Origin of the sequence: Paenibacillus pinistramenti, assembly GCF_005869875.1 — a bacterium.
GTDB lineage: Bacteria > Bacillota > Bacilli > Paenibacillales > Paenibacillaceae > Fontibacillus > Fontibacillus pinistramenti.
In genome coordinates this window covers 53,048-77,846 of record NZ_VAWG01000001.1, presented here as the reverse complement: position 1 = coordinate 77,846, position 24,799 = coordinate 53,048, and the positions used below count along the sequence as shown (strand labels likewise).

At 51.4% G+C, this 24,799-nt stretch carries 27 protein-coding genes; all 27 read left to right on the top strand.

Annotated elements, in window-relative coordinates:
* The first annotated feature begins 1 nt into the window (after nt 1).
* The 27 genes from FCN15_RS00380 (at nt 2) to FCN15_RS00250 (ending at nt 24,724) form a co-directional block, all read left to right on the top strand.
* Complete coding sequence (locus tag FCN15_RS00380) at nt 2-352, top strand: 2Fe-2S iron-sulfur cluster-binding protein (protein WP_138492968.1); 351 nt, start codon at nt 2-4, stop codon at nt 350-352.
* 434 nt (nt 353-786) lie between these two features.
* On the top strand, nt 787-2,265 hold the full coding sequence (gene spoIVA, locus FCN15_RS00375) for a stage IV sporulation protein A (RefSeq protein WP_138493401.1): 1,479 nt from the start codon (nt 787-789) through the stop codon (nt 2,263-2,265).
* Between the two features lie 276 nt (nt 2,266-2,541).
* Nucleotides 2,542-2,814 (top strand): HU family DNA-binding protein, encoded by a 273-nt coding sequence (locus FCN15_RS00370; protein ID WP_138492967.1) that lies wholly within the window; start codon nt 2,542-2,544, stop codon nt 2,812-2,814.
* Between the two features lie 124 nt (nt 2,815-2,938).
* Nucleotides 2,939-3,214, top strand: a complete 276-nt coding sequence (gene mtrB / locus FCN15_RS00365; RefSeq protein WP_138492966.1) for a trp RNA-binding attenuation protein MtrB — start codon at nt 2,939-2,941, stop codon at nt 3,212-3,214.
* Nucleotides 3,215-3,310: 96 nt separating this feature from the next.
* Nucleotides 3,311-3,865, top strand: coding sequence for a hypothetical protein (locus tag FCN15_RS00360; protein ID WP_138492965.1), 555 nt, complete (start codon nt 3,311-3,313; stop codon nt 3,863-3,865).
* A gap of 115 nt (nt 3,866-3,980) precedes the next feature.
* Complete coding sequence (locus tag FCN15_RS00355) at nt 3,981-4,856, top strand: heptaprenyl diphosphate synthase component 1 (protein WP_138492964.1); 876 nt, start codon at nt 3,981-3,983, stop codon at nt 4,854-4,856.
* Nucleotides 4,857-4,866: 10 nt separating this feature from the next.
* Nucleotides 4,867-5,589 (top strand): demethylmenaquinone methyltransferase, encoded by a 723-nt coding sequence (locus FCN15_RS00350; RefSeq protein WP_138492963.1) that lies wholly within the window; start codon nt 4,867-4,869, stop codon nt 5,587-5,589.
* Nucleotides 5,582-6,457, top strand: a complete 876-nt coding sequence (locus FCN15_RS00345; RefSeq protein ID WP_138492962.1) for a UbiA-like polyprenyltransferase — start codon at nt 5,582-5,584, stop codon at nt 6,455-6,457. The genes FCN15_RS00350 and FCN15_RS00345 overlap by 8 nt, the downstream gene beginning before the upstream one ends.
* The gene (locus FCN15_RS00340) at nt 6,454-7,077 is read left to right on the top strand and encodes a UbiX family flavin prenyltransferase (protein WP_138492961.1); all 624 of its coding nucleotides are present in this window, start codon (nt 6,454-6,456) and stop codon (nt 7,075-7,077) included. Before FCN15_RS00345 ends, FCN15_RS00340 begins: the two co-directional genes overlap by 4 nt.
* Nucleotides 7,058-7,924 carry a menaquinone biosynthetic enzyme MqnA/MqnD family protein gene (locus FCN15_RS00335; protein WP_138492960.1) on the top strand — a complete coding sequence of 289 codons (867 nt, stop codon included), beginning with the start codon at nt 7,058-7,060 and terminating at the stop codon, nt 7,922-7,924. Before FCN15_RS00340 ends, FCN15_RS00335 begins: the two co-directional genes overlap by 20 nt.
* Nucleotides 7,921-8,895 (top strand): polyprenyl synthetase family protein, encoded by a 975-nt coding sequence (locus FCN15_RS00330; RefSeq protein ID WP_138492959.1) that lies wholly within the window; start codon nt 7,921-7,923, stop codon nt 8,893-8,895. The genes FCN15_RS00335 and FCN15_RS00330 overlap by 4 nt, the downstream gene beginning before the upstream one ends.
* Nucleotides 8,896-8,994: 99 nt before the next feature.
* Nucleotides 8,995-9,438 (top strand): nucleoside-diphosphate kinase, encoded by a 444-nt coding sequence (gene ndk, locus FCN15_RS00325; protein ID WP_138492958.1) that lies wholly within the window; start codon nt 8,995-8,997, stop codon nt 9,436-9,438.
* Nucleotides 9,439-9,446: 8 nt separating this feature from the next.
* Nucleotides 9,447-10,256, top strand: coding sequence for a CheR family methyltransferase (locus FCN15_RS00320; RefSeq protein ID WP_138492957.1), 810 nt, complete (start codon nt 9,447-9,449; stop codon nt 10,254-10,256).
* A gap of 216 nt (nt 10,257-10,472) precedes the next feature.
* A complete protein-coding gene (aroC, locus tag FCN15_RS00315; RefSeq protein WP_138492956.1) occupies nt 10,473-11,642 on the top strand; it encodes a chorismate synthase in 1,170 nt (389 codons plus the stop codon).
* On the top strand, nt 11,642-12,745 hold the full coding sequence (aroB, locus tag FCN15_RS00310) for a 3-dehydroquinate synthase (RefSeq protein WP_138492955.1): 1,104 nt from the start codon (nt 11,642-11,644) through the stop codon (nt 12,743-12,745). Before aroC ends, aroB begins: the two co-directional genes overlap by 1 nt.
* A complete protein-coding gene (gene aroH / locus FCN15_RS00305; RefSeq protein ID WP_138492954.1) occupies nt 12,738-13,103 on the top strand; it encodes a chorismate mutase in 366 nt (121 codons plus the stop codon). Before aroB ends, aroH begins: the two co-directional genes overlap by 8 nt.
* 417 nt (nt 13,104-13,520) lie before the next feature.
* Nucleotides 13,521-15,104, top strand: coding sequence for an anthranilate synthase component I (gene trpE, locus FCN15_RS00300; RefSeq protein ID WP_238996442.1), 1,584 nt, complete (start codon nt 13,521-13,523; stop codon nt 15,102-15,104).
* Between the two features lie 12 nt (nt 15,105-15,116).
* Nucleotides 15,117-16,157 carry an anthranilate phosphoribosyltransferase gene (gene trpD / locus FCN15_RS00295; RefSeq protein ID WP_138492953.1) on the top strand — a complete coding sequence of 347 codons (1,041 nt, stop codon included), beginning with the start codon at nt 15,117-15,119 and terminating at the stop codon, nt 16,155-16,157.
* The gene (gene trpC / locus FCN15_RS00290; RefSeq protein ID WP_138492952.1) at nt 16,147-16,959 is read left to right on the top strand and encodes an indole-3-glycerol phosphate synthase TrpC; all 813 of its coding nucleotides are present in this window, start codon (nt 16,147-16,149) and stop codon (nt 16,957-16,959) included. Before trpD ends, trpC begins: the two co-directional genes overlap by 11 nt.
* The gene (locus tag FCN15_RS00285) at nt 16,959-17,762 is read left to right on the top strand and encodes a phosphoribosylanthranilate isomerase (protein ID WP_138492951.1); all 804 of its coding nucleotides are present in this window, start codon (nt 16,959-16,961) and stop codon (nt 17,760-17,762) included. Before trpC ends, FCN15_RS00285 begins: the two co-directional genes overlap by 1 nt.
* The gene (gene trpB, locus FCN15_RS00280) at nt 17,746-18,975 is read left to right on the top strand and encodes a tryptophan synthase subunit beta (protein WP_238996441.1); all 1,230 of its coding nucleotides are present in this window, start codon (nt 17,746-17,748) and stop codon (nt 18,973-18,975) included. The genes FCN15_RS00285 and trpB overlap by 17 nt, the downstream gene beginning before the upstream one ends.
* On the top strand, nt 18,972-19,790 hold the full coding sequence (gene trpA, locus FCN15_RS00275; RefSeq protein ID WP_138492950.1) for a tryptophan synthase subunit alpha: 819 nt from the start codon (nt 18,972-18,974) through the stop codon (nt 19,788-19,790). Before trpB ends, trpA begins: the two co-directional genes overlap by 4 nt.
* Nucleotides 19,791-19,817: 27 nt before the next feature.
* Complete coding sequence (gene hisC / locus FCN15_RS00270) at nt 19,818-20,915, top strand: histidinol-phosphate transaminase (protein WP_138492949.1); 1,098 nt, start codon at nt 19,818-19,820, stop codon at nt 20,913-20,915.
* A 175-nt stretch (nt 20,916-21,090) separates the two neighbouring features.
* Complete coding sequence (locus FCN15_RS00265; protein ID WP_138492948.1) at nt 21,091-22,185, top strand: prephenate dehydrogenase; 1,095 nt, start codon at nt 21,091-21,093, stop codon at nt 22,183-22,185.
* A 654-nt stretch (nt 22,186-22,839) separates the two neighbouring features.
* Nucleotides 22,840-23,433, top strand: a complete 594-nt coding sequence (locus FCN15_RS00260) for an RNA polymerase sigma factor (protein ID WP_138492947.1) — start codon at nt 22,840-22,842, stop codon at nt 23,431-23,433.
* 20 nt (nt 23,434-23,453) lie between these two features.
* A complete protein-coding gene (locus tag FCN15_RS00255) occupies nt 23,454-24,026 on the top strand; it encodes an anti-sigma factor (protein ID WP_238996440.1) in 573 nt (190 codons plus the stop codon).
* Nucleotides 24,027-24,124: 98 nt separating this feature from the next.
* A complete protein-coding gene (locus FCN15_RS00250) occupies nt 24,125-24,724 on the top strand; it encodes a histidine phosphatase family protein (protein ID WP_138492945.1) in 600 nt (199 codons plus the stop codon).
* Nucleotides 24,725-24,799 lie beyond the last annotated feature (75 nt).

The following is a 24,799-nucleotide window of genomic DNA, read 5'->3' as shown; positions in this document are numbered from 1 at the left end:
GGTGGAGACAGCGATTACATTTGAGCCGATGGGCAAGACGTTTAAGGCTCGTCCCGGAAGTACAGTCCTGCAGGCAGCCCTGCAGCACCGGATTTCTATTCCGACCCGCTGCAAAGGGATGGCCGGATGCCTCATGTGCAAGGTGAGAGTTTCTCCTGAGCATCAGGCTGCCCTGACTGCCTGTACGCCGGCAGAGGAACGCAAGCTGGGGCCGCTGCTGCAGGAAGGGGTGCGACTGGCCTGCCAGGCCAAGATTAAAGGGCATGCCGTCGTCACGGTGCCTGAAGATCCGCTCAAGGCTGCGATCAGGAAGCAGCTGGAGGCGCAGAATCAAGAGGATAAGCTGTGGTAGTAGAGCTAGACTAAGAGGACTAGCAGACCGGGACCGGGAAATTTCCCGGTTTTTTTTCGTTCAAGCAATTTTAGCTGATGTTGTCATATCGGTTGCTAGATTCGCATAAACATTCATTACAGTGCGGGATTGCCCGTTCCTTTGCGCGCAGCGAGCACCTGGCCGTCCTCTTAAATTGTGTACCCGAAAGTTCAAATGAATTCAGACATAATTTGAAATCCGGTACATAAGATGGTACTAGTCCAAATGCATGTACGAGTTCACGCCGCTTACGTAATCGATGCTGCTTAGGATCGCTCGGCGGTGGACGACGGAATAGGGAGGCTGCTCTGCCGCCTGCAACAGCTTGAATGGTAAGTGGTTCCTACAGCATGGGCGGAGGCTCGCAGGGCATTTATCCTTCGGCGAAATTTGAGGAGGGGATATCATTGGTATTGGAGAAAGTTGACATTTTTAAGGACATTGCCGAACGTACCGGAGGAGATATTTACTTGGGGGTTGTCGGAGCGGTCCGTACAGGTAAATCAACTTTTATTAAACGTTTTATGGAAACGGTAGTTCTGCCTAATATCGCCAGCGAGGCTGACCGGGTTCGGGCTGTAGATGAGCTCCCGCAAAGCGCTGCAGGCAAAACCATTATGACTACTGAACCGAAATTTGTGCCGAACAACGCGGTACAGATCAAGGTGGATGAAGGGTTAGAGGTTAATGTACGCCTCGTGGATTGCGTAGGTTATGCTGTTGAAGGGGCAAAAGGCTATGAAGACGAGAACGGCCCTAGAATGATCTCCACTCCTTGGTTCGAAGAACCTATTCCGTTCCAGGAAGCGGCTGAAATCGGAACCCGCAAAGTCATTCAGGAGCATTCCACATTGGGGGTTGTCATTACAACGGACGGTACTGTTGCCGACATCCCGCGTTCCTCCTACGTTGAATCTGAAGAGCGCGTCGTAGAGGAATTGAAGGAAGTAGGCAAGCCGTTTGTGCTTGTGATCAACTCCACCAAGCCGCGCAGTGAGGAGACCTTGCAGCTGCGCAGCGAGCTTGCTGCCAAATATGATATTCCTGTGCTGACGCTCAGCGCGGCTACGATGACAGAGGAGGACGTCACAGGCGTTCTGCGTGAAGTGCTGTATGAATTCCCGGTTCACGAAGTGAACGTTAATCTTCCTAGCTGGGTGATGGTGCTGAATGAGAACCACTGGCTGCGCAGCAACTACGAGAACTCTGTCCGCGAAAGCGTCAAAGATATCCGCAGGCTGCGTGATGTAGACCGTGTGGTAGGCAGCTTCCTGGAGTATGATTTTATCGACCGTGCCGGCTTAAGCGGCCTGAATATGGGTCAGGGCGTAGCAGAAATCGACTTGTACGCGCCTGATGACCTCTATGACCGGATCCTGACAGAAGTGGTTGGTGTGGAGATCCGCGGCAAAGACCATCTGCTGCAGCTGATGCAGGAATTCACTCATGCCAAGCGTGAATATGACCGTTTTGCCGAAGCGCTTGAAATGGTGAAGACAACCGGCTACGGGATTGCTGCTCCAACCCTTGCCGAGATGGCGCTCGACGAGCCGGAGCTGATCCGCCAAGGCTCCAAATTTGGCGTAAGGCTGAAAGCGACGGCACCTTCCATCCATATGATCCGGGTAGATGTAGAATCCGAATTTGCCCCGATTATCGGTACGGAGAAGCAGAGTGAGGAGCTTGTCCGCTATCTGATGCAGGATTTCGAGAACGACCCGATCAAGATCTGGGAGTCCGATATTTTCGGCCGGTCTCTTCATTCGATTGTACGTGAAGGCATCCAGGGAAAAATCGCCCTTATGCCGGACAACGCCCGCTATAAGCTTCAGGAAACGCTCGGCCGGATCATCAACGAAGGCTCAGGCGGCTTGATCGCGATCATTTTATAAGCAGTTTCACGACTGCTGAACAGGCAACCAGCTGGAAGCGTTTTGGACGCTTTTGGCTGGTTTTTGTTTGGTTAATCTATTAATTTTAACTTGAAATTAGAGATTGACTGTATTACTATAAGTTTGTTCTCGGCTTCAAAAGCCTTGAGAAATCCGCGTTTTTCAAGGGATCCAAGAGCTGTTATTTGCGCAATGCATAAAATTAGCGTATAATTTCGAGCAAAACGGAAACAAATGATAGCATAATAATGATCCTTGTTGGGGAGGTGAAATTGAATGAATAAGTCTGAACTGATTAGCCAAGTTGCTGAAAGCACCGAACTTTCCAAGAAGGACGTAACGAAAGCCGTTGACGCTGTTTTCGAAGCGATTTCCGAAGCCTTGCAAAACGGAGATAAGGTTCAACTGGTAGGATTCGGAAACTTCGAGGTTCGTGAACGTTCCGCCCGTAAAGGACGCAACCCGCAAACAGGCGAAGAAATCGAAATCCCTGCTAGCAAAATCCCTGCTTTCAAACCAGGTAAAGCGCTTAAAGACGGAATTAAATAAAGCATTCTACATATTTTTCCGTAAGAAGGGACGTGGGCTAAAGTTCACGGCCCTTTCTTTTTTCAACAAATAATTATAGAATATAAGCAATTTAACAATACAGCCGGGAGGGAGGACTCTCGTGATGGAACAGCAAGCTGGAGGCAGCGGCCAAAGCGGCCAAAGCGGCGCAAGCGCCCCAAACAGCACGGTCGGCGATTATTTCGTCGTTAAGGCGAAGGAACAAGGAGTTCAGGTAATTGGGCTTACCCGGGGGAAGGATACCCGTTTTCATCATACGGAGAAGCTGGATAAGGGCGAGGTGCTGATTGCACAGTTTACGGATCATACCTCGGCAGTCAAAGTCCGCGGGAAAGCAGTCATTATGACCAAGCTTGGCGTAATTGAAACGGAAGAATAATAAACTGCAGGCATAGCCTGCTTTTTTTCGTTGTAAAATGAGGTAGACCCTGTTATTGATGCTCCCGTTTTGCGGGTAAGAAAGAAGGGATGCCTCTTGCTGAGATGGAAGCTTTCTGCTCTTCTTTGTTTAAGTATGCTGATGGTCGTCCTGTTATCTGCCAAGGTTCTCACGGCTGCTGAGCCGCTTCGTCTGCGACCGGCGGCCGGATCAGGCATTACGGAAGCAGCGGCTTTGCAGCTGACAAATTCGAATCTGGTTGACCTGCTATCTGAGCTGCCGCTCAATTTAAGGATTGCCAGAGCCGAAATCAGCGGAACTACACTGGCAGTAGATTTGAAAATGCAAACCAGCGCCGGCGGCGTGTCACCGGTGTATGAGGATATGGCCAAGCTGGGAAGCCTTGCGCTGCTGAGAAGCGGCAATATGGAGCAGCTCAGGCTCAGATTTGTGGCAGAGGATCCGTGGACAGGCGACCGCCATCTGCTGCTGGCCGCCGAACTGAACCGGGATGAGCTGTCCGGCCAAGTGGAGCAGGTGCTTGGGCAGCTGGATGCGCAGGGTGAGAGCCCGCTGGAGGAAGCGCTTAAAGAGCAGCTTCATATCGTAGAAACGGCTTTGTGGAAGAAAGCTTTTTCCGGCAGCAGTTAGTTCTTATGCCCCAAAAACGAATGGTTTAAATCGTGCGCAAGGTATTAAAATGTGGTATAATATTCAACATTGTGGCAAACCGTTAATGTCATTACAGTTCGGCTCGGAGGAAAACATGAAATTGTATCGCGTTCCTGACTTGGCAAAAAAATATGTCGATTACGACATGATCTCCACTCATACGGAGCTGGCGGATTTTCCGGATTCGCGCGTCCGTTTGTTATACACTTTTCTTAAGCATCAGCAGCCGGATAATGAAAATGAAAGCCTGCTTGAGGTATGCGCCCTGGCCGTATATTTGCTTCAGCTCGGCCTTGATACGCACGATCTGATTGATCCTGAGCCCGTCCGCAAAGAAGAGAAGCTCATGCGCTCCAGACAGCTCAAGGTACTGGCCGGCGACTATTTCAGCAGCCTGTTCTACCAGCTTCTGGCCAAATCGGGCCAAATCCAGCATATCTCGCTGCTTTCTTCTGCCGTTTGCGAAGTCAACCGTTTGAAGGCGCGTTTTTACACGAAGATGAAGGATCTGCTGCTAAGCGCGGAAGATTACGTGAAAGAATCCGCTTTGGTTAAAATGCAGCTGTTCGCATTCTTTACCCCGCTGCTGGACAAGTCGGCCCAGCCTTTTTGGCGTCCACTGCTGGCCGAGATCAGCAAGTGCGAAGCGCTGGCCGCCGAAATGTCTTTGACGGCACGTGAACCCATGAGCCATAAAGGCTTTGCCTACCTGCGTATTTTGGAATCCGGCAGCGATGAGGACAAAGCGGTGCTGGGCCGGTCCAAGCTGAATGCGCGGGAGTGGTCCACCCTGCTGCTGAAGTACAAAGTAATCGAGCAGCTGGCGGACAAGCTGCACCAATCGGTAGAACAAATTCAGCTGCTGCTGCAGGATATGGCGGGGGAGCGGTTCAGCAAAGAACTGGCGGAGATCGCTGAGCCTTTCAAAGCGCTGCTGAGCAAGCCACGCACGGCATGGAACGAAGGGTAAGGTGTAGCCAATGGCCAAGAAGATCGAGGACAAGGAGCAGTTTGTACATTCCGTATTTGAAAGCATTGCTCCCAAATATGATTTGATGAACGATATTCTAAGCTTCCGCCGGCACAAAGCGTGGAGGAAGTTGACAATGCGCAAAATGGACATGAAGCCTGGCGATTCAGCCATTGACCTGTGCTGCGGAACGTGTGACTGGACGATCAGCATGGCTGAACAAAGCGGAGGAAGCATTACCGGTCTTGATTTCAGCCCTAATATGCTTGCGGTCGGCAGTCATAAGGTGAAAGAGAAGAATCTGGATCGGCAGATTAACCTCATTCAAGGCAATGCCATGGAACTTCCCTTTGAGGATAACCGCTTCGACTATGCAACGATTGGATTCGGACTGCGAAATGTCCCGGATCTGCGGCGGGTGCTGAGTGAAATGAAGAGGGTGGTTAAGCCTGGCGGAATGGTTGTGTGCCTGGAACTGTCCAAGCCGACCTGGCAGCCGTTTAAAGGGATCTATTATCTATATTTCAAACAGATTCTTCCTTTCCTTGGCAAACTTGTTGCCAAACGTTATGAGCAGTATAAATGGCTGCCTGATTCCCTGGTGCAGTTCCCCGGCAGGCATGAGCTTGCTGAAATTTTCCGGGAGACCGGGCTGAAGGAAGTTCAGGCCTATCCACTGACAGGCGGGATAGCCGCCTTGCATATTGGAGTGAAGGAGAAACTCGATGTTTAGAAAGATTGGCATTTTTCTGCAAATGATCAAGTTTGAGCATACCTTATTTGCGCTTCCGTTTGCCTTCATGGGCTCACTGCTGGGCGCAGTAGCGATGAAGGATTCCTTTCCGACCTGGGCACAGATCGGCTGGGTGCTGATGGCCATGTTTGGAGCCCGAAGCGCAGCGATGGGCCTTAACCGCTTGATCGACCGTGTGAGCGACGGTAAAAATCCCCGGACAGCCGTCAGAGCTATTCCGGCAGGTCTGCTTCGTATTTCGGAAGTGCTTGTCTTCATCGTTGTGTCTTTTGCGCTGCTCTTCTGGGCCGCTTCCGAGCTTAATCCGCTCTCATTAAAGCTTCTTCCTATAGCCGTAGTCATGCTGGTTCTTTACTCATACACCAAACGTTTTACCTGGCTCTGTCACGTCGTGCTTGGTTTTACGATCGCGCTGGCCCCTCTTGGCGGCTGGGTGGCGGTAACAGGTAAGGTAGACTGGTCAGCCATGGTGCTGTTCATTACCATTGCGTTCTGGGTAGCGGGCTTTGACGTCATCTACGCCTGCCAGGACGTTGAGTTTGACAAGAAAGAAGGTCTCTATTCTATTCCTTCCCGCTTTGGGGTAAGTCGCTCTTTGATCATTGCAAAATCGTTCCATATTGTAACCGCCATTGGCTTCGTTGCCATGCTGCTCTTGTCTCATCTGGGATGGTGGTACACCGGCGGTATCGTGATCGCGCTGATTATTTTGTTCTATGAGCACCATATTGTCACGCCGAAGGATTTGAGCCGGCTGCAGACCGCTTTTTTTACAATGAACGGCGCGCTCAGTATTGTTGTATTCTGCTTTACACTTATTGATTTGGCGGTGCATGTATACCGATGAGTTCACAATCGAAACGGCCGTTGGTTGTCGGCATTACTGGGGCAAGCGGTTCGGTATACGGCGTGCGGCTCATCACCGTGCTGCTTGAAATGAATATTGAGGTTCACCTTGTGGTGACGCAGGCTGGCTGGCGGGTCCTCAAGGAGGAGCTTGGCTGGGAGACGACGGATCGCGAGAAAGCTCTTCAAGCTGCTTTTGGCCATTTACCCGGCAGGCTGGTCTACCATGCAGTAGGAGACATCGGAGCCTCCATCGCAAGCGGGTCCTTTCGGACAGAGGGAATGGTGGTCATTCCGTGTTCGATGGGGTCCCTGTCGGCAATCGCTCACGGTTCTTCGGACAATTTGCTGGCGCGTACTGCAGACGTTATGCTTAAAGAAGGCAGAGAGCTGATTCTGGTTCCCAGAGAAACTCCTCTGCATGCGATCCATCTGGAGAACATGCTGAAGCTGGCCCGTATGGGCGTGAAAATGATTCCGGCAATGCCTGCCTTTTACTTTGGCCCAGCAACGCTGGATGATCTAGTAGATTTTATGGTTGGAAAAGTGCTGGACAGTCTGCGTATTGAACACCAGCTGTTCAAGAGATGGGGGGAGCAACATGAGTCTGACACCAGATAGACCTACACGCATGGGTGTAATTGATTACACTAACGTTTGGCCAGTTACATACCATTTTGATAAACAAAGACTCAGCCGGCCGATTGAAATTGTCACTAAAGTTCCGGCGGTTCTAAACCGGGCATTGATCGCAGGGGTACTCGATCTTTCCCCGGTTTCTTCTTTTGCATACGGTCTGGCTTGCAGCCGGCTTGCCCTTCTGCCGGGATTGTCGGTCAGCTCCGAGGGTCCTGTAAATTCCATTTTGGTATTTTCCAAGGAACCTCTCCAGTCTGCAGCAAGCGGCACTATCGCGCTTACGAATACTTCGGCCACTTCGGTTAACCTGCTGAAGATTATTATGGAAAAATATTACGGCGGCCGTCCTGTCTATTGGGACAGTGAGCCTGATCTGGACAAGATGATGGACACAAGCGACGCTGCGCTGCTGATCGGAGATCACGCCATTAAAGCGTCCTGGAGAGATCACGGTTATTATGTAACGGACTTGGGGAAAGTCTGGAAAGACTGGACCGGCTTTGGCATGACCTTTGCCGTCTGGGCCGTGCAGCAATCGTTTGCCAAAGACAATGCAAAGTGGCTGGGAGAGATCGCAGAGGCCCTTCATGCGAGCCGGCAGCAGAGTGCCGCTGATCTCAGTCCGCTCGTCCTGAAAGCCTGCCGGGAGCTGGGCGGAACCGAGGCCTATTGGAATCATTACTTCCAGAACTTGACTTATGATTTTACAGAGGAAAGGCAGCGGGGGCTGCAGCTGTATTTTGACTACTGCCATGAGCTGAACCTATTGGACCATCCGGTACAGCTGTCTTTCTGGAATGAAACTACAGGGACACAGGTGAAACGATGAAAATGTTGGATTTGTTTGGCCCCATGAAAAAAGATATGGATTTCATCGAAAAGCAGCTATACAAAAGCGTTGAGGGTGAAGAGGGGCTGCTGAGCGAAACGTCCAGCCATCTGCTTATGGCCGGGGGAAAGCGTCTGCGTCCCGTATTTGTGCTGCTCGGCGGTAAATTCGGCGAATATAACCTGGAGCGTCTGCAGTATGTAGCTGTTCCGCTGGAGCTGATTCATTCCGCTTCCCTGGTGCATGATGACGTGATCGACGATGCCGACATGAGACGCGGCAAACCTACGGTTAAGTCGCAGTGGGACAACCGGATCGCGATGTATACAGGAGATTACATTTACGGTAAAGCTTTAACGCTGGCTACGCGGCTGGAGGATCCGCAGATTCACCGGATTTTAGCTAAAGCCATGGTTCAGATGTCCGTTGGCGAGATGGAGCAGATCCGGGATTTCTTCAACACCGAGCAGACCGTCCGCAATTATCTGCTGCGAATCCGCCGCAAAACAGCGCTGCTGATCGCGATCAGCTGCCAGCTGGGGGCCATAGCCGCTGGGGCTGCGCCCGCAGTCAGCCGTCTTCTTTACCGCTACGGCTATAATGTTGGTATGGCCTTTCAAATCCGGGACGATCTGCTTGACCTGTTAGGTACGGAGAAACAGATCGGTAAGCCGCCGGGCAGCGATATGCGTCAAGGCAATATCACTTTGCCGGTTCTGTATGCGCTTCAGGAAGAGCATCTGAGGGAGCCGCTGCTGAAGGAAATCCGGGAAATCCACAGAATGGACGGACGCAGGGACGCTGCGGAGGCCATTCAAATGATCCGGCAAAGCTCGGGAGTAAGAACAGCCGAAGAGCTGGCGGACAGATTTATTCATAAAGCGCTTGATGCACTTTCAAGGCTTCCAGAAATCAAGGCGAAAAAGAATTTACAGGATATTGCGCATTTTGTGAATAGAAGAACATATTAATCATTCATTTATTCCTCCTTTTCTGCTAAAATACGATTGAAATCGTATTATTCAGCGCTTTGCAATCCGCAGAGCGGTCACAACGCGGGAGGTAATCTTATGGAACGGACGTTTTTGATGGTCAAGCCTGACGGAGTACAGCGTGGTCTAATCGGCCGAATCGTCAGCCGCTTGGAAGACAAAGGGTTCAAATTGATTGCCGGAAAGTTTATGCTAATTTCCGAGGAGCAGGCAAAACGGCATTATGCCGAACATGAAGGAAAAGCATTTTTTGGAGAGCTGGTTGAGTTTATCACTTCTGGTCCCGTGTTCGCCATGGTTTGGGAAGGCGATGATATTGTGACACTCTCGCGCATGCTGATGGGCAAGACGAAGGTGACGGAAGCTCTGCCGGGAACCATCCGGGGAGATTTTGCCGCACATACGCCGTTTAACCTGATTCACGGCTCGGACAGCCCTGAAAGCGCTGCTCGTGAAATTGCCAATTTCTTTGATGAACAAGAACTTTTAAACTACGATAAAACCACTGCTAAATGGATTTGAGGTTGAATATGCAAGATAACTACATCCCAGAAGCTGTTCAGGAGAATGATCCCGATTATTTAGGCTTTATCCGCAGCGTGAAGCAAAGCACAGGCATCGACCTGGCTCTTTATAAGGAAGCGCAAATGAAGAGACGCTTAACTACACTGCGTAATAAGAATGGATTTGAGACGTTCTCGGCATTTTACACCGCAATGACTGCGGACAAGAAGTTATTTTATGAATTTTTGGACCGGATGACGATTAACGTCTCCGAATTCTGGCGCAATCCGAACCGCTGGGAAGTGCTGCGGGATTCGGTCATTCCGGAGCTTCTTAAGACCAATAACCGGCTGAAAATATGGAGCGCTGCCTGCTCGACTGGAGAAGAGCCTTATACGATTGCCATGATTCTCTCCGATTTGGGACTTCTGGCTTCGTCAAGCCTGACGGCCAGCGATATTGATGACGGGGCCCTGCTCAAAGCGCAGGAGGGTCTCTATGTGGACCGTTCGATCAAGGACGTTCCGCCTGACGTTGCTTCGAGATATTTTACGAATGAAGCGCCGATGCTCCGGGTGAGCGATCAGCTGAAGAAAGCAGTCAAGTTCAAGAAACAAAATCTGCTGCTGGATTCCTTTGAGGCCAATCACGATTTGATTGTCTGCCGCAATGTGATGATTTATTTCACTGAAGAAGCCAAGAGCGATTTATACCTTAAGTTCTCGAAGGCGCTGCGGCCTGGCGGCATGCTGTTTGTTGGCAGCACGGAGCAGATTTTCTCGCCGGCCCGGTACGGGTTCGAAGCCGCGGAAACCTTTTTCTACCGCAAATTATAAGAATGGTTTCATGCAAACCAGACTTGTCAGGGATAAACAGCTGAAGAAACCAGCGCAGTGTTGCGCTGGTTTCTTTTATTAGAAGCTTGCCGCCTGACTGAATTTCCGAGCAAATTTGAATCCCTGCGTGACAGAACGTATACTCAAATATTATAATGGGGCAAGAATATTCATTTTAGCTCTTTACAGTTTAACAGTTTAAAGGGGGAACGCACCATGAGTTTGCGTTATTTGACAGCGGGGGAAACGCACGGTCCTCAGCTTACAGCTATTATTGAAGGATTACCTAGTAACTTGAAGCTTGATTTTGAAGCTCTGAACTTTCAGCTGCTCCGCCGGCAAAAAGGCTACGGCCGCGGCCGCCGCATGCAGATCGAGAAGGATACTGCTGTAATTGCAGGCGGAGTGCGTCACGGATATACGACAGGTGCTCCGGTTGCTTTGATTGTAGAGAACAACGACTGGAAGCATTGGCAGAACATCATGAACATCGAGCCGATTGAAGGCACGGATGAAGAGAAGCGCCGGGTGCACCGTCCGCGTCCGGGACATGCCGATCTGAACGGGGGCTTGAAATACGATCTTAAAGATCTGCGGAACGTGCTGGAGCGCTCCAGCGCCAGAGAAACAGCGATCCGTGTAGCCTGCGGCGCGGTTGCGCGGCAGCTGCTTGAGCATTTTGGCATAAAAGTAGCCGGACAGGTTATCCGCATTGGCGAAATTGTAGCACCGCCGAATAATCTGCCGCTGGATGAGCTCGCCCGCCTGACCGAGGAGTCCTCAGTACGTGTAGTCGACAAGGACACGGAAGCGAAGATGGAAGCCTACATCGACCAGATCAAACAGGAAGGCGACTCGATCGGCGGAGTTGTAGAGTGCATCATTGAAGGAGCGCCTATAGGCCTTGGCAGCCATGTCCAATATGACCGCAAGCTGGACGGCCGGATTGCTCAGGCAGTTATGTCTATCAATGCCTTTAAAGGCGTTGAAATCGGAATCGGATTTGAAGCGGGTGAACTGCGCGGTTCCCAAGTGCATGATGAAATCCTGTACAGCAAAGAGAACGGATACTACCGGGCAAGCAACCGTCTTGGCGGTTTTGAAGGCGGTATGACCAACGGAATGCCGATCGTGGTCCGCGGTGTGATGAAGCCGATCCCGACGCTGTACAAGCCGCTGCAGAGCGTTGATATTGACACGAAAGAAGCTTTTGCAGCGCAGGTCGAGCGTTCTGATGCGTGCGCGGTGCCTGCGGCAAGCGTTGTGCTTGAGAATGTCGTAGCCTGGGAAGTAGCGAAAGCCTTCCTGGAGAAATTCGGCGGCGACTCCTTGGGCGAAATCGAGCGGAATTATGAAGCCTACAAGCAGCAATTGGAGCGCTACTAATGAGAACGGTACAAGTAGAATTAGGCGACCGCTCTTACCCGATTTATATCGGGGAGGGGCTGCTTGATCGTGCAGGAGAGCTCTTTGCGTCACGCGGCGTTTCTAAGAAAAGCCCGCTGCTTATTGTGACGGATGATCAGGTTGCGCCTCTTTATTTGGCCTCTTTGGAGAAGCAGCTGCAGGACAACGGGTATCAAACGGTGTCCCATATTGTCAGCAGCGGAGAGCAGTCCAAATCACTTCAGATATATGAGGAAGTAATGACAACTGCAATCCGTGCCGGCCTTGACCGCAGTTCTGCGGTAGTTGCGCTTGGCGGCGGCGTAGTGGGCGATCTGGCGGGATTTGTAGCAGCAACCTATATGCGCGGTGTTACCTTTGTGCAGGTGCCGACAACGATTTTGGCCCATGACAGCAGCGTCGGCGGCAAAGTGGCAGTTAATCACCCGCTTGCCAAAAATATGATCGGCGCCTTTCATCAGCCGGCGCTCGTCCTATACGATCTAAACACGCTGCTGACACTGCCACCGCGCGATGTGCGGTCCGGTTTGGCGGAAGTTATCAAACACGGCTTAATCTGGGACGAGAAATTTGCCGACTGGTGCGGCGAGCATGCACAGGAACTTTTGGGATTGGATCTTCCTGCCCTTGGCTATGCGCTGGAAATGGGCTGTTCCATCAAAGCCAAGGTGGTTTCCGGTGATGAACGCGAGAACGGACAGAGAGCTATTTTGAACCTCGGTCATACAATCGGCCATGCGCTGGAAGCGGTGGGCGGCTACGGAACCCTGCTTCATGGCGAGGCGATAGCAATCGGTATGATCGGTTCGGCTATGCTGGCGGTTAAACGCGGGAAACCGGAGGACATTCTGCCTAGAACGCGTTCGCTGATTGAGAAGTTTGAGCTTCCAACTGCAGTCCCGGCTGGCTGGGACGAGGAGGCGATCATCAGCGCCATGATGCACGATAAGAAATTCAGAGAAGATCAAATGGTATTCATTCTGCCTGAAGCAATCGGCAATGTCAGCATCGTTAAAGATATGACGGTTGCCGAGGTCAGGGATGTGCTGGGGCAGCTTAAGGAGGTGGAGCGGAATGTATAGCAGAGGAATCCGCGGAGCCACAACGGTTCAGAATAATGACGAAAGAGAAATTTTGCAGGCAACTGAGGAGCTGCTAAAGGAGATCACCGAGCGGAACCAGCTGGATCCGGAATTGGTCGGCAGCGTCTGGATTACGATGACTACGGATTTGGACGCGGCTTTTCCGGCAAGAGCGGTAAGGGCAGTAGGCGGATGGGATTTTGTACCTTTAATGTGTGCGACTGAGATTCCTGTCAAAGGCAGTCTGCCGCGCTGCATCCGTTTTTTGATTCAAGTCAATACGGAGAAAGCGCAGCGCGATATGCACCACGTCTATTTGCGTGACGCACGGATTTTGAGACCTGACCTGGCCAAGTAGCGGATTGTCCTTTTTGAAAAGAGTTGCCAAAAGGCAGTGCATCCGTTATAGTGTCAGTAGGAAACAGAACACATGACTTGACGTGTTAGGGAATAGAATTGCCTTAGAGGAATTGGAGAGCCGATTCCGGGGCAGTATGACGGGAAATGAATGGAGTTTAACCTTACTTAACAGTTAGAAGAGTAGAGCTGAGATGAGCTGAGCAGAGCCGAGAATAGCCGATAATTCCGAGCAGGGACGAAAGCTGGAGACAACAAGCGTGATGAAGTATTTATTCTGTAACGTTTGTTTGCTGCATCTTTCAATAACCGGTCGTATTGTCGTTCGTTATCTGCGATCAATGGCAAGCCTCTACTTTTGTAGAGGCTTTTTTTATTGCCGCTCATCCTCCGCCGCATCCATTAAGGAGGAATTGATTTGACGACAACCCCAAATGTAGAACAGGTGCTTACCCTGGCGGGCGACTACAACCTGATTCCGGTTATGAGGCCTCTGCTTGCTGATTTGGAGACACCGATCCGCCTGTTTCAACGGTTCGCTTCCAAGGACCGCGCTTTCCTGCTGGAGAGCGTTGAGGGCGGAGTGAAATGGGCCAGATATTCATTTATCGGTACGGACCCTTTCTTGATGATTTATGGGAAAAAGGGCCAGATGGTGCTTGAGCGCAGCGGCAGCCAAACGAATCTTTCCGGCAAGCCGCTGGAAGAGCTTAAGGCTCTGCTCCGGCAGTACCGCAGCCCAAGGCTGGAAGAAATGCCGCCGTTTACAGGCGGGGCGATCGGATTTTTCGGATATGATCTGCTTCAATATTACGAGAAGCTTCCCGCGCATTCTGTGGACGACTTGGGCATGCAGGACATCCAGTTTATGTTTTGCGATCAGGTTATTGTATTCGATCATGTCAAACAGAGAATTTTGCTAGTTGCCAACGTTCATATCGAGCCGGGAGCCAGTGATGAGCAAATCCGGACGGCTTATGAAGAAACCTGCCGCAGGCTGGATGAAACAGCGGAAATGCTGGAGAAGCCGGCCAGCGGCGAAGGCTTGAACCGCCGGCCGGTTCCGGAGCATGTGGAGCTTGGAGAGATCAAATCCAATCTTACCAAAGCGGAGTATATGGCGAACGTTGACCGGGCGAAGGAGTATATCCGGGCCGGAGATATTTTTCAGGTGGTACTTTCACAGCGATTTGAGATCGAGACACAGGTGTCCCCGATGCATGTCTACCGCCTGCTTCGGACGACCAACCCGTCTCCTTACATGTACTATTTGAAGCTGGATGATGAGATTATCGTCGGCACCTCGCCTGAAGCGCTTGTCAAGGTCGATGAAGGCCGGGTAGAGACACGTCCGATCGCCGGCACCCGCCCAAGGGGGGCAACGCCCGAGGAGGACGATAAGCTGGAAGCGGAGCTCTTGGCGGATGAGAAGGAGCGGGCAGAGCATCTGATGCTGGTGGATCTGGGACGGAACGATCTTGGCCGGGTGTCCGAGTTTGGCACCGTGAAGTGCGATACCCTGATGAGTATCGAAAAATATTCCCACGTCATGCACATCGTCTCTAACGTGTCCGGGCAAATGCGGAAGGATAAAGATTTCTTTGATGCATTCCTGTCCTGTCTGCCTGCAGGCACCGTATCGGGAGCTCCGAAGCTGAGAGCAATGGAGATTATCGCCGAGCTGGAGCGGGAGGCGAGAGGCACGTATGCGGGAGCGATCGGTTACCTTGGATTCTCCGGCAACATGGATTCCTGCATTACGATCCGGACGATCGTCTTCAAAGGCGGCAAAGCCTACGTACAGGCCGGCGCCGGCATTGTATGGGATTCGGTTCCGGAGATGGAATATGAAGAAACGGTCAATAAAGCGAAAGCTATGCTCAAAGCCATCCGGATGGCGGAGCTGATGTTCCCTCCGGAGCAGGAGAAGCTGAAGAGATCCGACTCAGAAATCAATCAGGATTATATGTATCCATATCAAAATCCGGTTCAGGTCCGATAGGAGGTAAGCAAAATGAATGAATACAGCAGCATTCAGGCGGGATTGTCCAAGGTTGTCGGAGCGGAGCATTTAACCAGAACAGAAGCCAATGAGATCATGAATGCGATCATGGAGGGGCAGGCTACTTCAGCCCAAATAGGCGGTCTCTTGGCGGCCTTGCGTTTTAAAGGCGAGACCGTTGAGGAAATTACCGGTTTTGCGGAAGCGATGCGCAGCAAGGCCGCAGGAGTCGGCGCCCGGAATTCACAGCTGCTGGATACCTGCGGAACCGGCGGCTCCGGCATTCAGAAATTTAATATCTCAACGGCGGCAGCTGTTATTGCTTCCTCATCTTCGGTCAGAATCGCGAAGCACGGCAACCGCTCTGCGTCAAGCCGGGCAGGCAGCGCGGATGTGCTGGAGGCGCTCGGCGTCAATATTCATTTGACGGGGGAGCAGGCGAACCGCTGCCTTGAAGAGCTGGGCCTCTGCTTCCTGTTTGCCCAGGTCTATCATCCTTCGATGAAGCATGCCGCAGCTCCCCGCAAAGAATTGGGCATGAGGACGGTATTCAACCTGCTCGGGCCGCTCACCAATCCTGCCGGAGCGGACCGGCAGCTGCTGGGCATCTACGATACGAAGATGACAGAGACCATCGCCAAGGTGCTGAGAGAGCTGGGCTCGGCCCGCGCGCTGGTGGTGAGCAGCAGAGAGGGGCTGGATGAAATCAGCTTGTCCGCGCCCACCCGTATCTCGGAGCTTAAAAACGGAGAAGTAAAAACGTATGAAATTGAAGCCGCGGATCTTGGTTTAAGCCGGTGCGCGCTTGAAGATATTTTTGGCGGGGATGCGGCTAAGAATGCGCAGATGATCCGTGAGATTCTCCAGGGCCGCAAAGGGCCTGCACGCGATATTGTGCTGGCAAATGCAGGAGCCTGCATCTATTTGTCCGGGCTTGCGGACAGCATCAAGGAAGGCGTAGTTATCGCAGCGGACGCTGTAGACAGCGGCAAAGCAGCGGATCAGCTGCAGAAGCTAATTGAAACGACGGGGGCGTTAAGTTATGTATCTTGACCGGATTGTAGTAACCAAGCGGGAAGAGGTTGAGCGGCTGAAGAGCCGCCTGACAATTACGGAAGCGGAGAAAGCCATCGCGGAGCTTCCCGAAACCCGGGGATTTGCCGATGCACTGATCTCAGGCAGGAAGCGCAATATGGGGCTGATCGCCGAGGTGAAGAAGGCCTCTCCATCCAAAGGACTGATCAGACCGGACTTTGACCCGGTCGCCATTGCCCGTGCTTATGAGCAGGCGGGCGCGGATTGTATCTCCGTGTTGACGGATGAGCAGTATTTTCAGGGGAGTGCGGACTATTTGCGGCAAATTCGGGAAGCTGTGAGCCTCCCGCTGCTGCGCAAGGATTTTATTATTGATGAGCTGCAAATCTATGAAGCCCGGCTGCTGGGAGCGGATGCAGTGCTGCTTATCGCAGCTATTCTGGATGACCGCCAGCTTGGCGAATATTTTCAATTAGCGGGCTCTCTCGGCCTGGATGCGCTTGTGGAGGTTCATAACCAGGAGGAGCTGGAACGCGCCAACCGGCTGGAAGGAGTTAAGCTGATCGGCGTGAACAACCGCGACCTGACAACGTTTGAAACGACCCTGCAAACAACGGAAAGGCTAGCTCCTCTAGTCGCTCCTGGCGCAGCACTTATTAGTGAGAGCGGCATTACCGGGGCGGAAGATATCGCTTATTTAGCGGAATGCGGAGCAAAAGGCGTGCTGATCGGTGAAACTTTTATGCGCCGGGATTCGGTCGAGCAGGCGGTTCTTGATGTGATGGGAGCTCAGCTTACCAAGCCGGGCGGTGTGCGCTGATGCCGCAGACAGCCATAAAAATTTGTGGACTGCAAAGCGTTGAAGTGATAAAATCTATTTTACCTTTACAAGTGGACATGATCGGGTTTGTATTTGCGGCAAGCCGCAGGCAGGTGCAGCCATCAGCGGTCCGGCAAATGCTGGCTGCAGTGAAAGAGTGGGGTTCCCTCAATAAAGAGCTGCGTCAGCCCAAAGCCGTTGGTGTATTTGTTAACCCCAGTCTTGAGGAGCTCGGCAGCGTGCTTCGCGAGGCCGAATTGGATGTGGTGCAGCTGCATGGACAGGAGTCCCCGGACTTTTGCCGGCGGGTGAAGGAACAATTTTCCGTCGAAGTCATCAAGGTATTATCTATGAAAAAAGGGAATGACACCGAACCTGCCGAATCCGGTTACCAGGCGGACAACTCGAGCGAACCAACTCAAGGACACCAAACACATCAGGCAGATCAAGCGCATCAAACGAATCAGGCACATCAAACATCTCAAGCGGAAAAATTGCTCCAGCCCTATCTTGGTGCTGTGGATGCTGTGCTTCTGGACACTTATGACCCCATCTACGGCGGGGGTTCAGGTGTCGCATTTGACTGGACTCTGATTAGGCCTTACCAGGACTGGGCGCAGGCCCGTCAGCTGCCGTTAATGATTGCCGGCGGACTTAATGAAGAGAATGTTGGGCGGCTGGTGTCCGGTTATCTTCCGGACGGTGTGGATGTATCAAGCGGAGTAGAACGCAATGGCGTTAAAGATACAGCTTTAATTAAAGCATTTGTAGAGAGGGTGCGGGATTATGACGATAAAGAGTGATACGCAGCAGGTGAACATGCCCGATGAGAAAGGCCGCTTTGGCAGTTTTGGCGGACGTTATGTCCCGGAAACACTCATGAATGCGCTGCTCGAGCTGGAAGAGGCGTATAAGAGACATTCCGAGGAGCCTTCCTTCCAGGAAGAGTTATCCTATTTGCTTACCCAATATTCCGGCAGAAAGACTCCGCTTTATTATGCAGAACGGCTGACGAAAGAGCTCGGCGGCGCAAAGATTTATTTGAAGCGTGAGGATCTGAATCATACCGGAGCCCACAAAATTAACAACGCCCTTGGACAAGGCCTGCTCGCCAAACGGATGGGCAAAACCAAAGTCATCGCGGAAACAGGCGCAGGCCAGCACGGCGTCGCAAGTGCAACCGTGGCAGCTCTTCTGGGGCTGGAGTGCAAGGTGTTCATGGGCGAGGAAGACATGAAGCGCCAGCAGCTGAATGTCTTCCGTATGAAGCTGCTTGGAGCCGAAGTAGTGCCGGTATTATCCGGTACAAGAACACTGAAGGACGCCTGCAACGAAACCCTGCGTTACTGGGTGAGCCATGTAAAGGATACGTTCTATATCCTCGGTTCGGCTACCGGCCCTCATCCCTATCCGATGATGGTGCGCAACTTCCAGCGGGTGATCGGTGATGAGACGAGGGAGCAGATTCTGGAAGCTGAAGGACGGCTGCCTGATCAAATTATCGCGGCAGTAGGCGGCGGCAGCAATGCAATCGGTATGTTTTATCCGTTTATCAACGATAAATCCGTAGGTTTGATTGGTGTTGAGGCTGCCGGCAAGGGAACCGATACCCCTTATCATGCAGCAACTATGACGCTTGGCAGCAAGGGCGTATTCCAGGGCTCACTCAGTTATCTTCTTCAGGATGAGCACGGGCAGGTTCAGCCGGCGCATTCCATTTCCGCAGGTCTGGATTATCCGGGAATTGGCCCTGAGCATGCTTATTTGAAGGACCTGGAGCGGGCAAATTATGTCCCGGTTACGGACAAAGAAGCGGTGGACGCGCTTCAACTGCTCAGCCGCACGGAAGGGATCATCCCGGCGCTTGAATCCGCACATGCGGTTGCGCACGTAGTGAAGCTGGCTCCGACTCTGCCAGAAGATCAGATGATTGTCATTTGTTTGTCCGGCCGCGGAGATAAGGATGTCGAGTCCATTATGGCATATCTGGATGAAGAAGGAGGCGAGAAGCAATGAATCTGATTGACGCTGCTTTTAACAGGCTCAAACAGGAAGGACGAGCCGCTTTTATTCCTTTTCTGACCGTAGGGGACCCGGATTTGGATACGTCTGTAGATCTGATCGCCGGACTGGAGCAGGCGGGAGCGGATATTTTGGAGCTTGGGGTTCCTTATTCTGATCCGCTTGCCGACGGCCCGGTCATCCAGCGCGCATCTGAGCGCGCACTGCTGCATCATGTAACGATAGAGAGCTGCTTCCAGGTGGCCGGTGAAGCACGCAGACGCGGTGTACAGATTCCGTTTGTGCTGTTCACATACTATAATCCAGTCCTGCAAGTGGGCTTGGAGAAATTTATGGCTGCAGCAGCGGAACATGGGATCAGCGGACTTATTATCCCGGACCTTCCTTATGAAGAATGCTCGGAAGTGCTTGAGCTTGCGGACAAAGCGAATATTCACCTTATCCCGCTCGTAGCCCCGACTTCGGAAGGGCGCATTCAAGCAATTTTGGAAAAAGCCCGGGGTTTTGTCTACTGCGTGTCTTCACTAGGCGTAACGGGAGTCCGCTCTTCCTTCCATGAAGGAATTGAAGCCTTTATCCAATCGGTCAAACAGGCGACCCCGCTTCCTGTTGCCGTAGGCTTCGGCATTTCCAGCCATGAGCAGGTGGAGCGATTCTCCGCAATATGCGATGGAGTGGTCATCGGCAGTGCGATCGTCCGCGAGGTAGAGACCCAGGCTGACCGGCTGCTGAACGAGTCCGCTAAACAGGACGCTCTATTGCAAATTTGCAATTTTGTGTCACAATTAAAAGGATATAAACTCACTTAATTGGTTAAGAAAGGCAGGGAACGCAGTATGCAACCCAAACCGCAAATCGTGAACCTCCCGGTTTATCAGCCAGGCAAACCGATCGAGGAAGTGAAGAAGGAATTAGGCCTGCAGGATGTTATTAAGCTGGCCTCCAACGAGAACCCGTTCGGAAGCTCGCCGAAGGTGCTTGACGCCATTCAGAAGGAGCTTGCCAATATCAGCCTGTATCCTGACGGCAGCGCTGCTGAATTGACGCAGGCTTTGGCAGCTCACTTCGGTCTGAACAAGGATCAATTCATATTCGGCTGCGGCTCCGATGAGGTGATCTGCCTCATTGCCCGGGCGTTTCTGCTGCCTGGAGACGAGAACATTATGGCGGATCAGACGTTCTCCGTGTATAAGAGCAACGCCGATATTGAAGGTGCAGTCAGCATTGAAGTACCGCTGGTGAATGGTGTTCATGACCTTGACGCGATGCTTGCGGCTATTACCGACCGCACTAAAGTGATTTGGGTGTGCAATCCTAACAATCCGACAGGCACTTTGGTTTCTTCGGAAGAACTGAACGCTTTTCTGGCCAAAGTTCCGGACCGCATTTTGGTCGTTCTGGATGAAGCTTATGCCGAGTACGTCACTGATGGTACTTATCCGGACAGCCTTTCTCTGCTGAAGCAGTATAAAAATGTTGTCGTGCTTCGCACTTTTTCAAAAATATACGGACTGGCTTCTCTGCGGATCGGATACGGCATGGGAGACGCCGCCGTTATTAAGCTGATCAACCAGGTCCGGGAGCCGTTTAACACTTCACGGATCGCGCAGGCTGCAGCATTGGCAGCATTAGGAGATCAGACGTTTGTTGAGGACTGTCGCCGGTCGAACAGTGAAGGCATCGCCTACCTCAATCAGGAATTTGACCGGCTGGGACTTGAATATTTCCCGGCGCACGGCAATTTTATTATGGTGGACGTACGCAGCTCGGCCAAAGAGATGTTCCAGTCGATGCTTAAGCTGGGAATTATCATTAGAAGCGGGTTCGAGAAATATCCAAACCATATCCGCGTAACGGTAGGTTCTTCCGAACAGAATCAGAAATTCATCGCCGCGCTGGAGCAGGTGCTCAAACAGCAGCAGGCAGCAGTCTGATTAGGCTTTATTTAATCAGGCTTTACCTCTGATCAGGTCTTATCTGATCTGGTCTTATCTGATCATGCTTTAACGGCTGCAGGGAACGAAGGAGCGTGAACCCGGGGAACATGGGGTTCCGCTTCATTTTTATAATGATGACAATAATTGATTTCGGGAAGTCGAGAGGTCGTTTATGAGAACTAAAATCGCAATTATCGGTGTAGGATTGATCGGCGGCTCGCTGGCGCTTTGTTTTAAGGGCAAGCCAGGAATCACAGTGGTCGGCTACAGCCATCGTCAGGACATTTTGGACCGGATCGAAGCACGCGGGGTCGCTGATCAGGTAACGATGTCTTTGGAAGAGGCAGTGCTGGATGCAGACTTTATTTTCTTAAGCGTGCCAGTGGGCCTGCTAAACTCCTATTTGGAGAAGCTAAGCGGGCTGCCGTTAAAGCCGGGATGCATCATTACGGACGTCGGGAGCACCAAATCGTCGATCATGGAAGCGGCGGACGCCCTTTCTCTCCAGGATGTAACCTTTATCGGGGGCCATCCGATGGCCGGTTCCGAGCGTTCCGGTGTGGAAGCAGCTTCAACTTTACTGTTTGAGAATGCCTTCTACGTCCTTACCCCTTCAATCAATTCCTCGGAATCTGCATACCGTTCGCTTGAGCATTTGCTGCAGCATACGAAGTCGCATGTAATTCGGGTAGAACCGAAGCTGCATGATGATATTGTTGGGGCTATCAGCCATCTGCCGCATATCATTGCGGTCGCTCTGGTCAACCAGGTCAGAGGCTATAACGAATATAACGAGTTGTACCGTCAGCTTGCTGCGGGAGGCTTTCGGGATATTACCCGGATTGCGTCCAGCGACCCTGGCGTTTGGCGGGATATTCTGCTGAGTAACAGAGAAGTGCTGCTGCGGCTCCTTGATGACTGGCGGCAGGGCGTGGATGAGTTCGCTGAAATGCTGAAGCTGGAGGATGGAGGGCGGATCGAACGGGCTTTCCGGGAAGCGGGAGCATTCAGAAGCGAACTGCCTGAACGCAGGAAAGGCGCAATCCAGCCGCTGTATGATATTTATATCGATGTGCCTGATGAACCGGGTGTTATTGGTCAGGTGGCAACCGTGCTTGGCGTACGGAAGATCAACTTGAGCAACATGCAGATAATCGAAAGCCGCGAAGATGTGCCTGGTACCCTCCGGCTGTCCTTCCGCAATGAGAAAGAGATGGAGAAAGCGAAAGTTCTGCTGGATAAACTGGAGTACAAAGTGTATGTATAGGTTTCAGTCTGGATCTTCTTCCAGAATAAAGAAAATGTAAGCGCATTAAAATAAGTGTTGACAGAATGAAAACGTATACATATAATAAAAGTACAGTATGGTTTCTCTCCACTCCTATCCAATAACTGTACGTTCTGAAAATGAACGTAGGCCGCCGAAAGGCGGTCTTTTTTTTTGATTAATCGTTCTGGTTATCAAGAGTAACGGCTGTCATTTTATTTTTTGTCAAATAAAAGTGTCTGAATCCGGCCCGGCTACATATTTATTAAAGGTATGCCGATAAGAGTGGATAAGAAGTTATGAAGTTAAGAAGTTAAGAACGGCTAGGTATATTGAAACATTTAATTGGGAATGCTAACTGTTTTGTTTTTTGCCGGCTGGTGTATATGTTATACTATTGGAGTCTAGAAGCTGGAGCCCGGAACTGGATTCAGAAAACTGGATTCAGAAAACTGGATTCAGGAAACTGGATTCAGGAAACTGGATTTAGAGAACTAGACTCAGAAAACGAATGAGCTCAATTATGGAGAGCAGCAATTATGATGGAGCAGCAACAATTATGGCGGAGCACCGAAACTTTTTTGTCCCGGGGCAGTATACACTTGCAGAGATTAAGCGGGATGAAGACAGGGTGGCGAGGAGGATCGCATGTCAATGACGGATTCCCAACTGATTAAGGAAATCAAGGATGGAAATACTGATTTGTATTCCCAATTAATGCGCCGCTATCAACGGAAGATTCTAACATTCATTTACCATATGCTTAAGAGCGCCAATCTCGAGCTGATGGCCGAGGATTTGTGTTCGGAGACCTTTTACAAAGCATTCCGGAGCCTTCACTCCTTTCGGGAAGTGGATGCTTCCTTCTCCACATGGCTGTATACAATTGCCAGAAATACGGTGCTCAGCGAGCTCCGCAAGCATCGCAGCAGCCAGGTTCCTTTGGAGGAAAGCGGATATGTTCCGGTTGCTTCGCAGGATATTATTCCGGAGCATGCCGTTCTCCGCAATGAGAAGGTTAACAAGGTAAGGGATGCGATCAACAACCTTCCCGAGAAACAGAGATCTGCATTAATTCTGCGTGAATATGACCAGCTTGATTATCATGAAATTTCATTGATTCTGGGTCAAAGCATCAGCGCTGTGAAATCCCTGCTGTTTCGAGCCAGAAGCAGTGTGAAGAATCAGCTTGAACCTTATCTCTATGAACCGATGTTTGAGCAATTCGAAGGGATGAGAAGCAGATGAACTGTAGAGAGGCCCAAGAAATGTTTGGATGGACGGCGGATTTACCCAAATCCCACCCCGACCGCAGACGTTTGGAATGCCATCTGCTGGAGTGCGCAGAGTGTTCGTCAGAGTTTGAAATATGGCAGGAAAGCTTAGGTATTTTACATAGTTTGCCTATCGAAATCAGCGAAGAGCGGGCGGAGGCGGTTAACCGCAGAGTAATGGAGCGGATCTACGCCGAATCTCCTTGGCTCGCGGAGGGGAAGCAGACTGCCTCCGAGCGGATATTTCGAAGCAGGCTGAAAATATGGGCCGCAAGCTTTATGGCAGTATTCCTGATAAGTCTTGCATTATTAGCATTTTCTAATTCAACCTGGGGGACAAAGTCCCATTCAGCAGATTCCGGGCTGCTGCCTACGGCTGTTGCGGGGGCTGAAAGTGTATCAGGAGCAAACAGCAGTTATGATTTGACTGGAGTGTCCAGTGGAATTGCGGATCCTTTTACAGCAGGTATAAGCCCGGCCTATCCACAATACTGGATTGTGCTGTCCATGGTAGCTATGGGGCTGGCCATTCTGGCTTGGAGAGGTTTGCGGCGGGTTCGGAATTAATCGGAGCAAATGCCGTTATCGGTGTTTGCTTTTTTTGTTGCCGTTTGGTTAATGGAATCATCAGCATGGCTGTGAAGGGCTACTAAAGGAGGATGTTCATGATCGTCGGTTTGATTCGGCACGGGCTTACAGACTGGAATGCATTAGGGAAAATTCAGGGCAGAAGCGACATTCCGCTCAATGAGGAAGGGAGAAGGCAGGCAAAGCTGCTGGCTGAACGGCTGAAAAGCGAACCTAGCAAGTGGGATTTTGTCATTACAAGCGGCCTGTCAAGGGCACAGGAGACCGGTGAAATTATTGCAGAAGCGTTATCTATTCCGGTCTATGACCCGGATTCCCGTCTCGTAGAGCGTTCATTCGGCAAAGCGGAAGGACTGACCGCACAGGAACGTGAAACGCTTTGGGGAACAGCCTGGGATATTCAACAGATCGGGCAGGAGAGCGTTGAAGACGTGCAGAAGCGTGCGTTGGCTTTTATGCAGGATCTGGACAAGCGGTTTCCGGATAAGAATGTTCTGGTTGTGTCGCATGGAGGGCTTCTTGCCCAGCTATACCGGGCGTTATACCAGGATCAATACAGGGAACGGATTGGCAATTTGTCGCTGACTGTACTGGAGAAGAACGACGTTCAGTGGGACCTGGTGCTGTACAACTGCACGCGCCATTTAACTCCTGCTGCCGATCAAACGAAGGAATAAGGATCAAGATGAGCTTTTAATAAAATGAACAGCCGCTGGCCTGCACTTCAGGCAGCGGCTTTTTGCTTTGAAAGA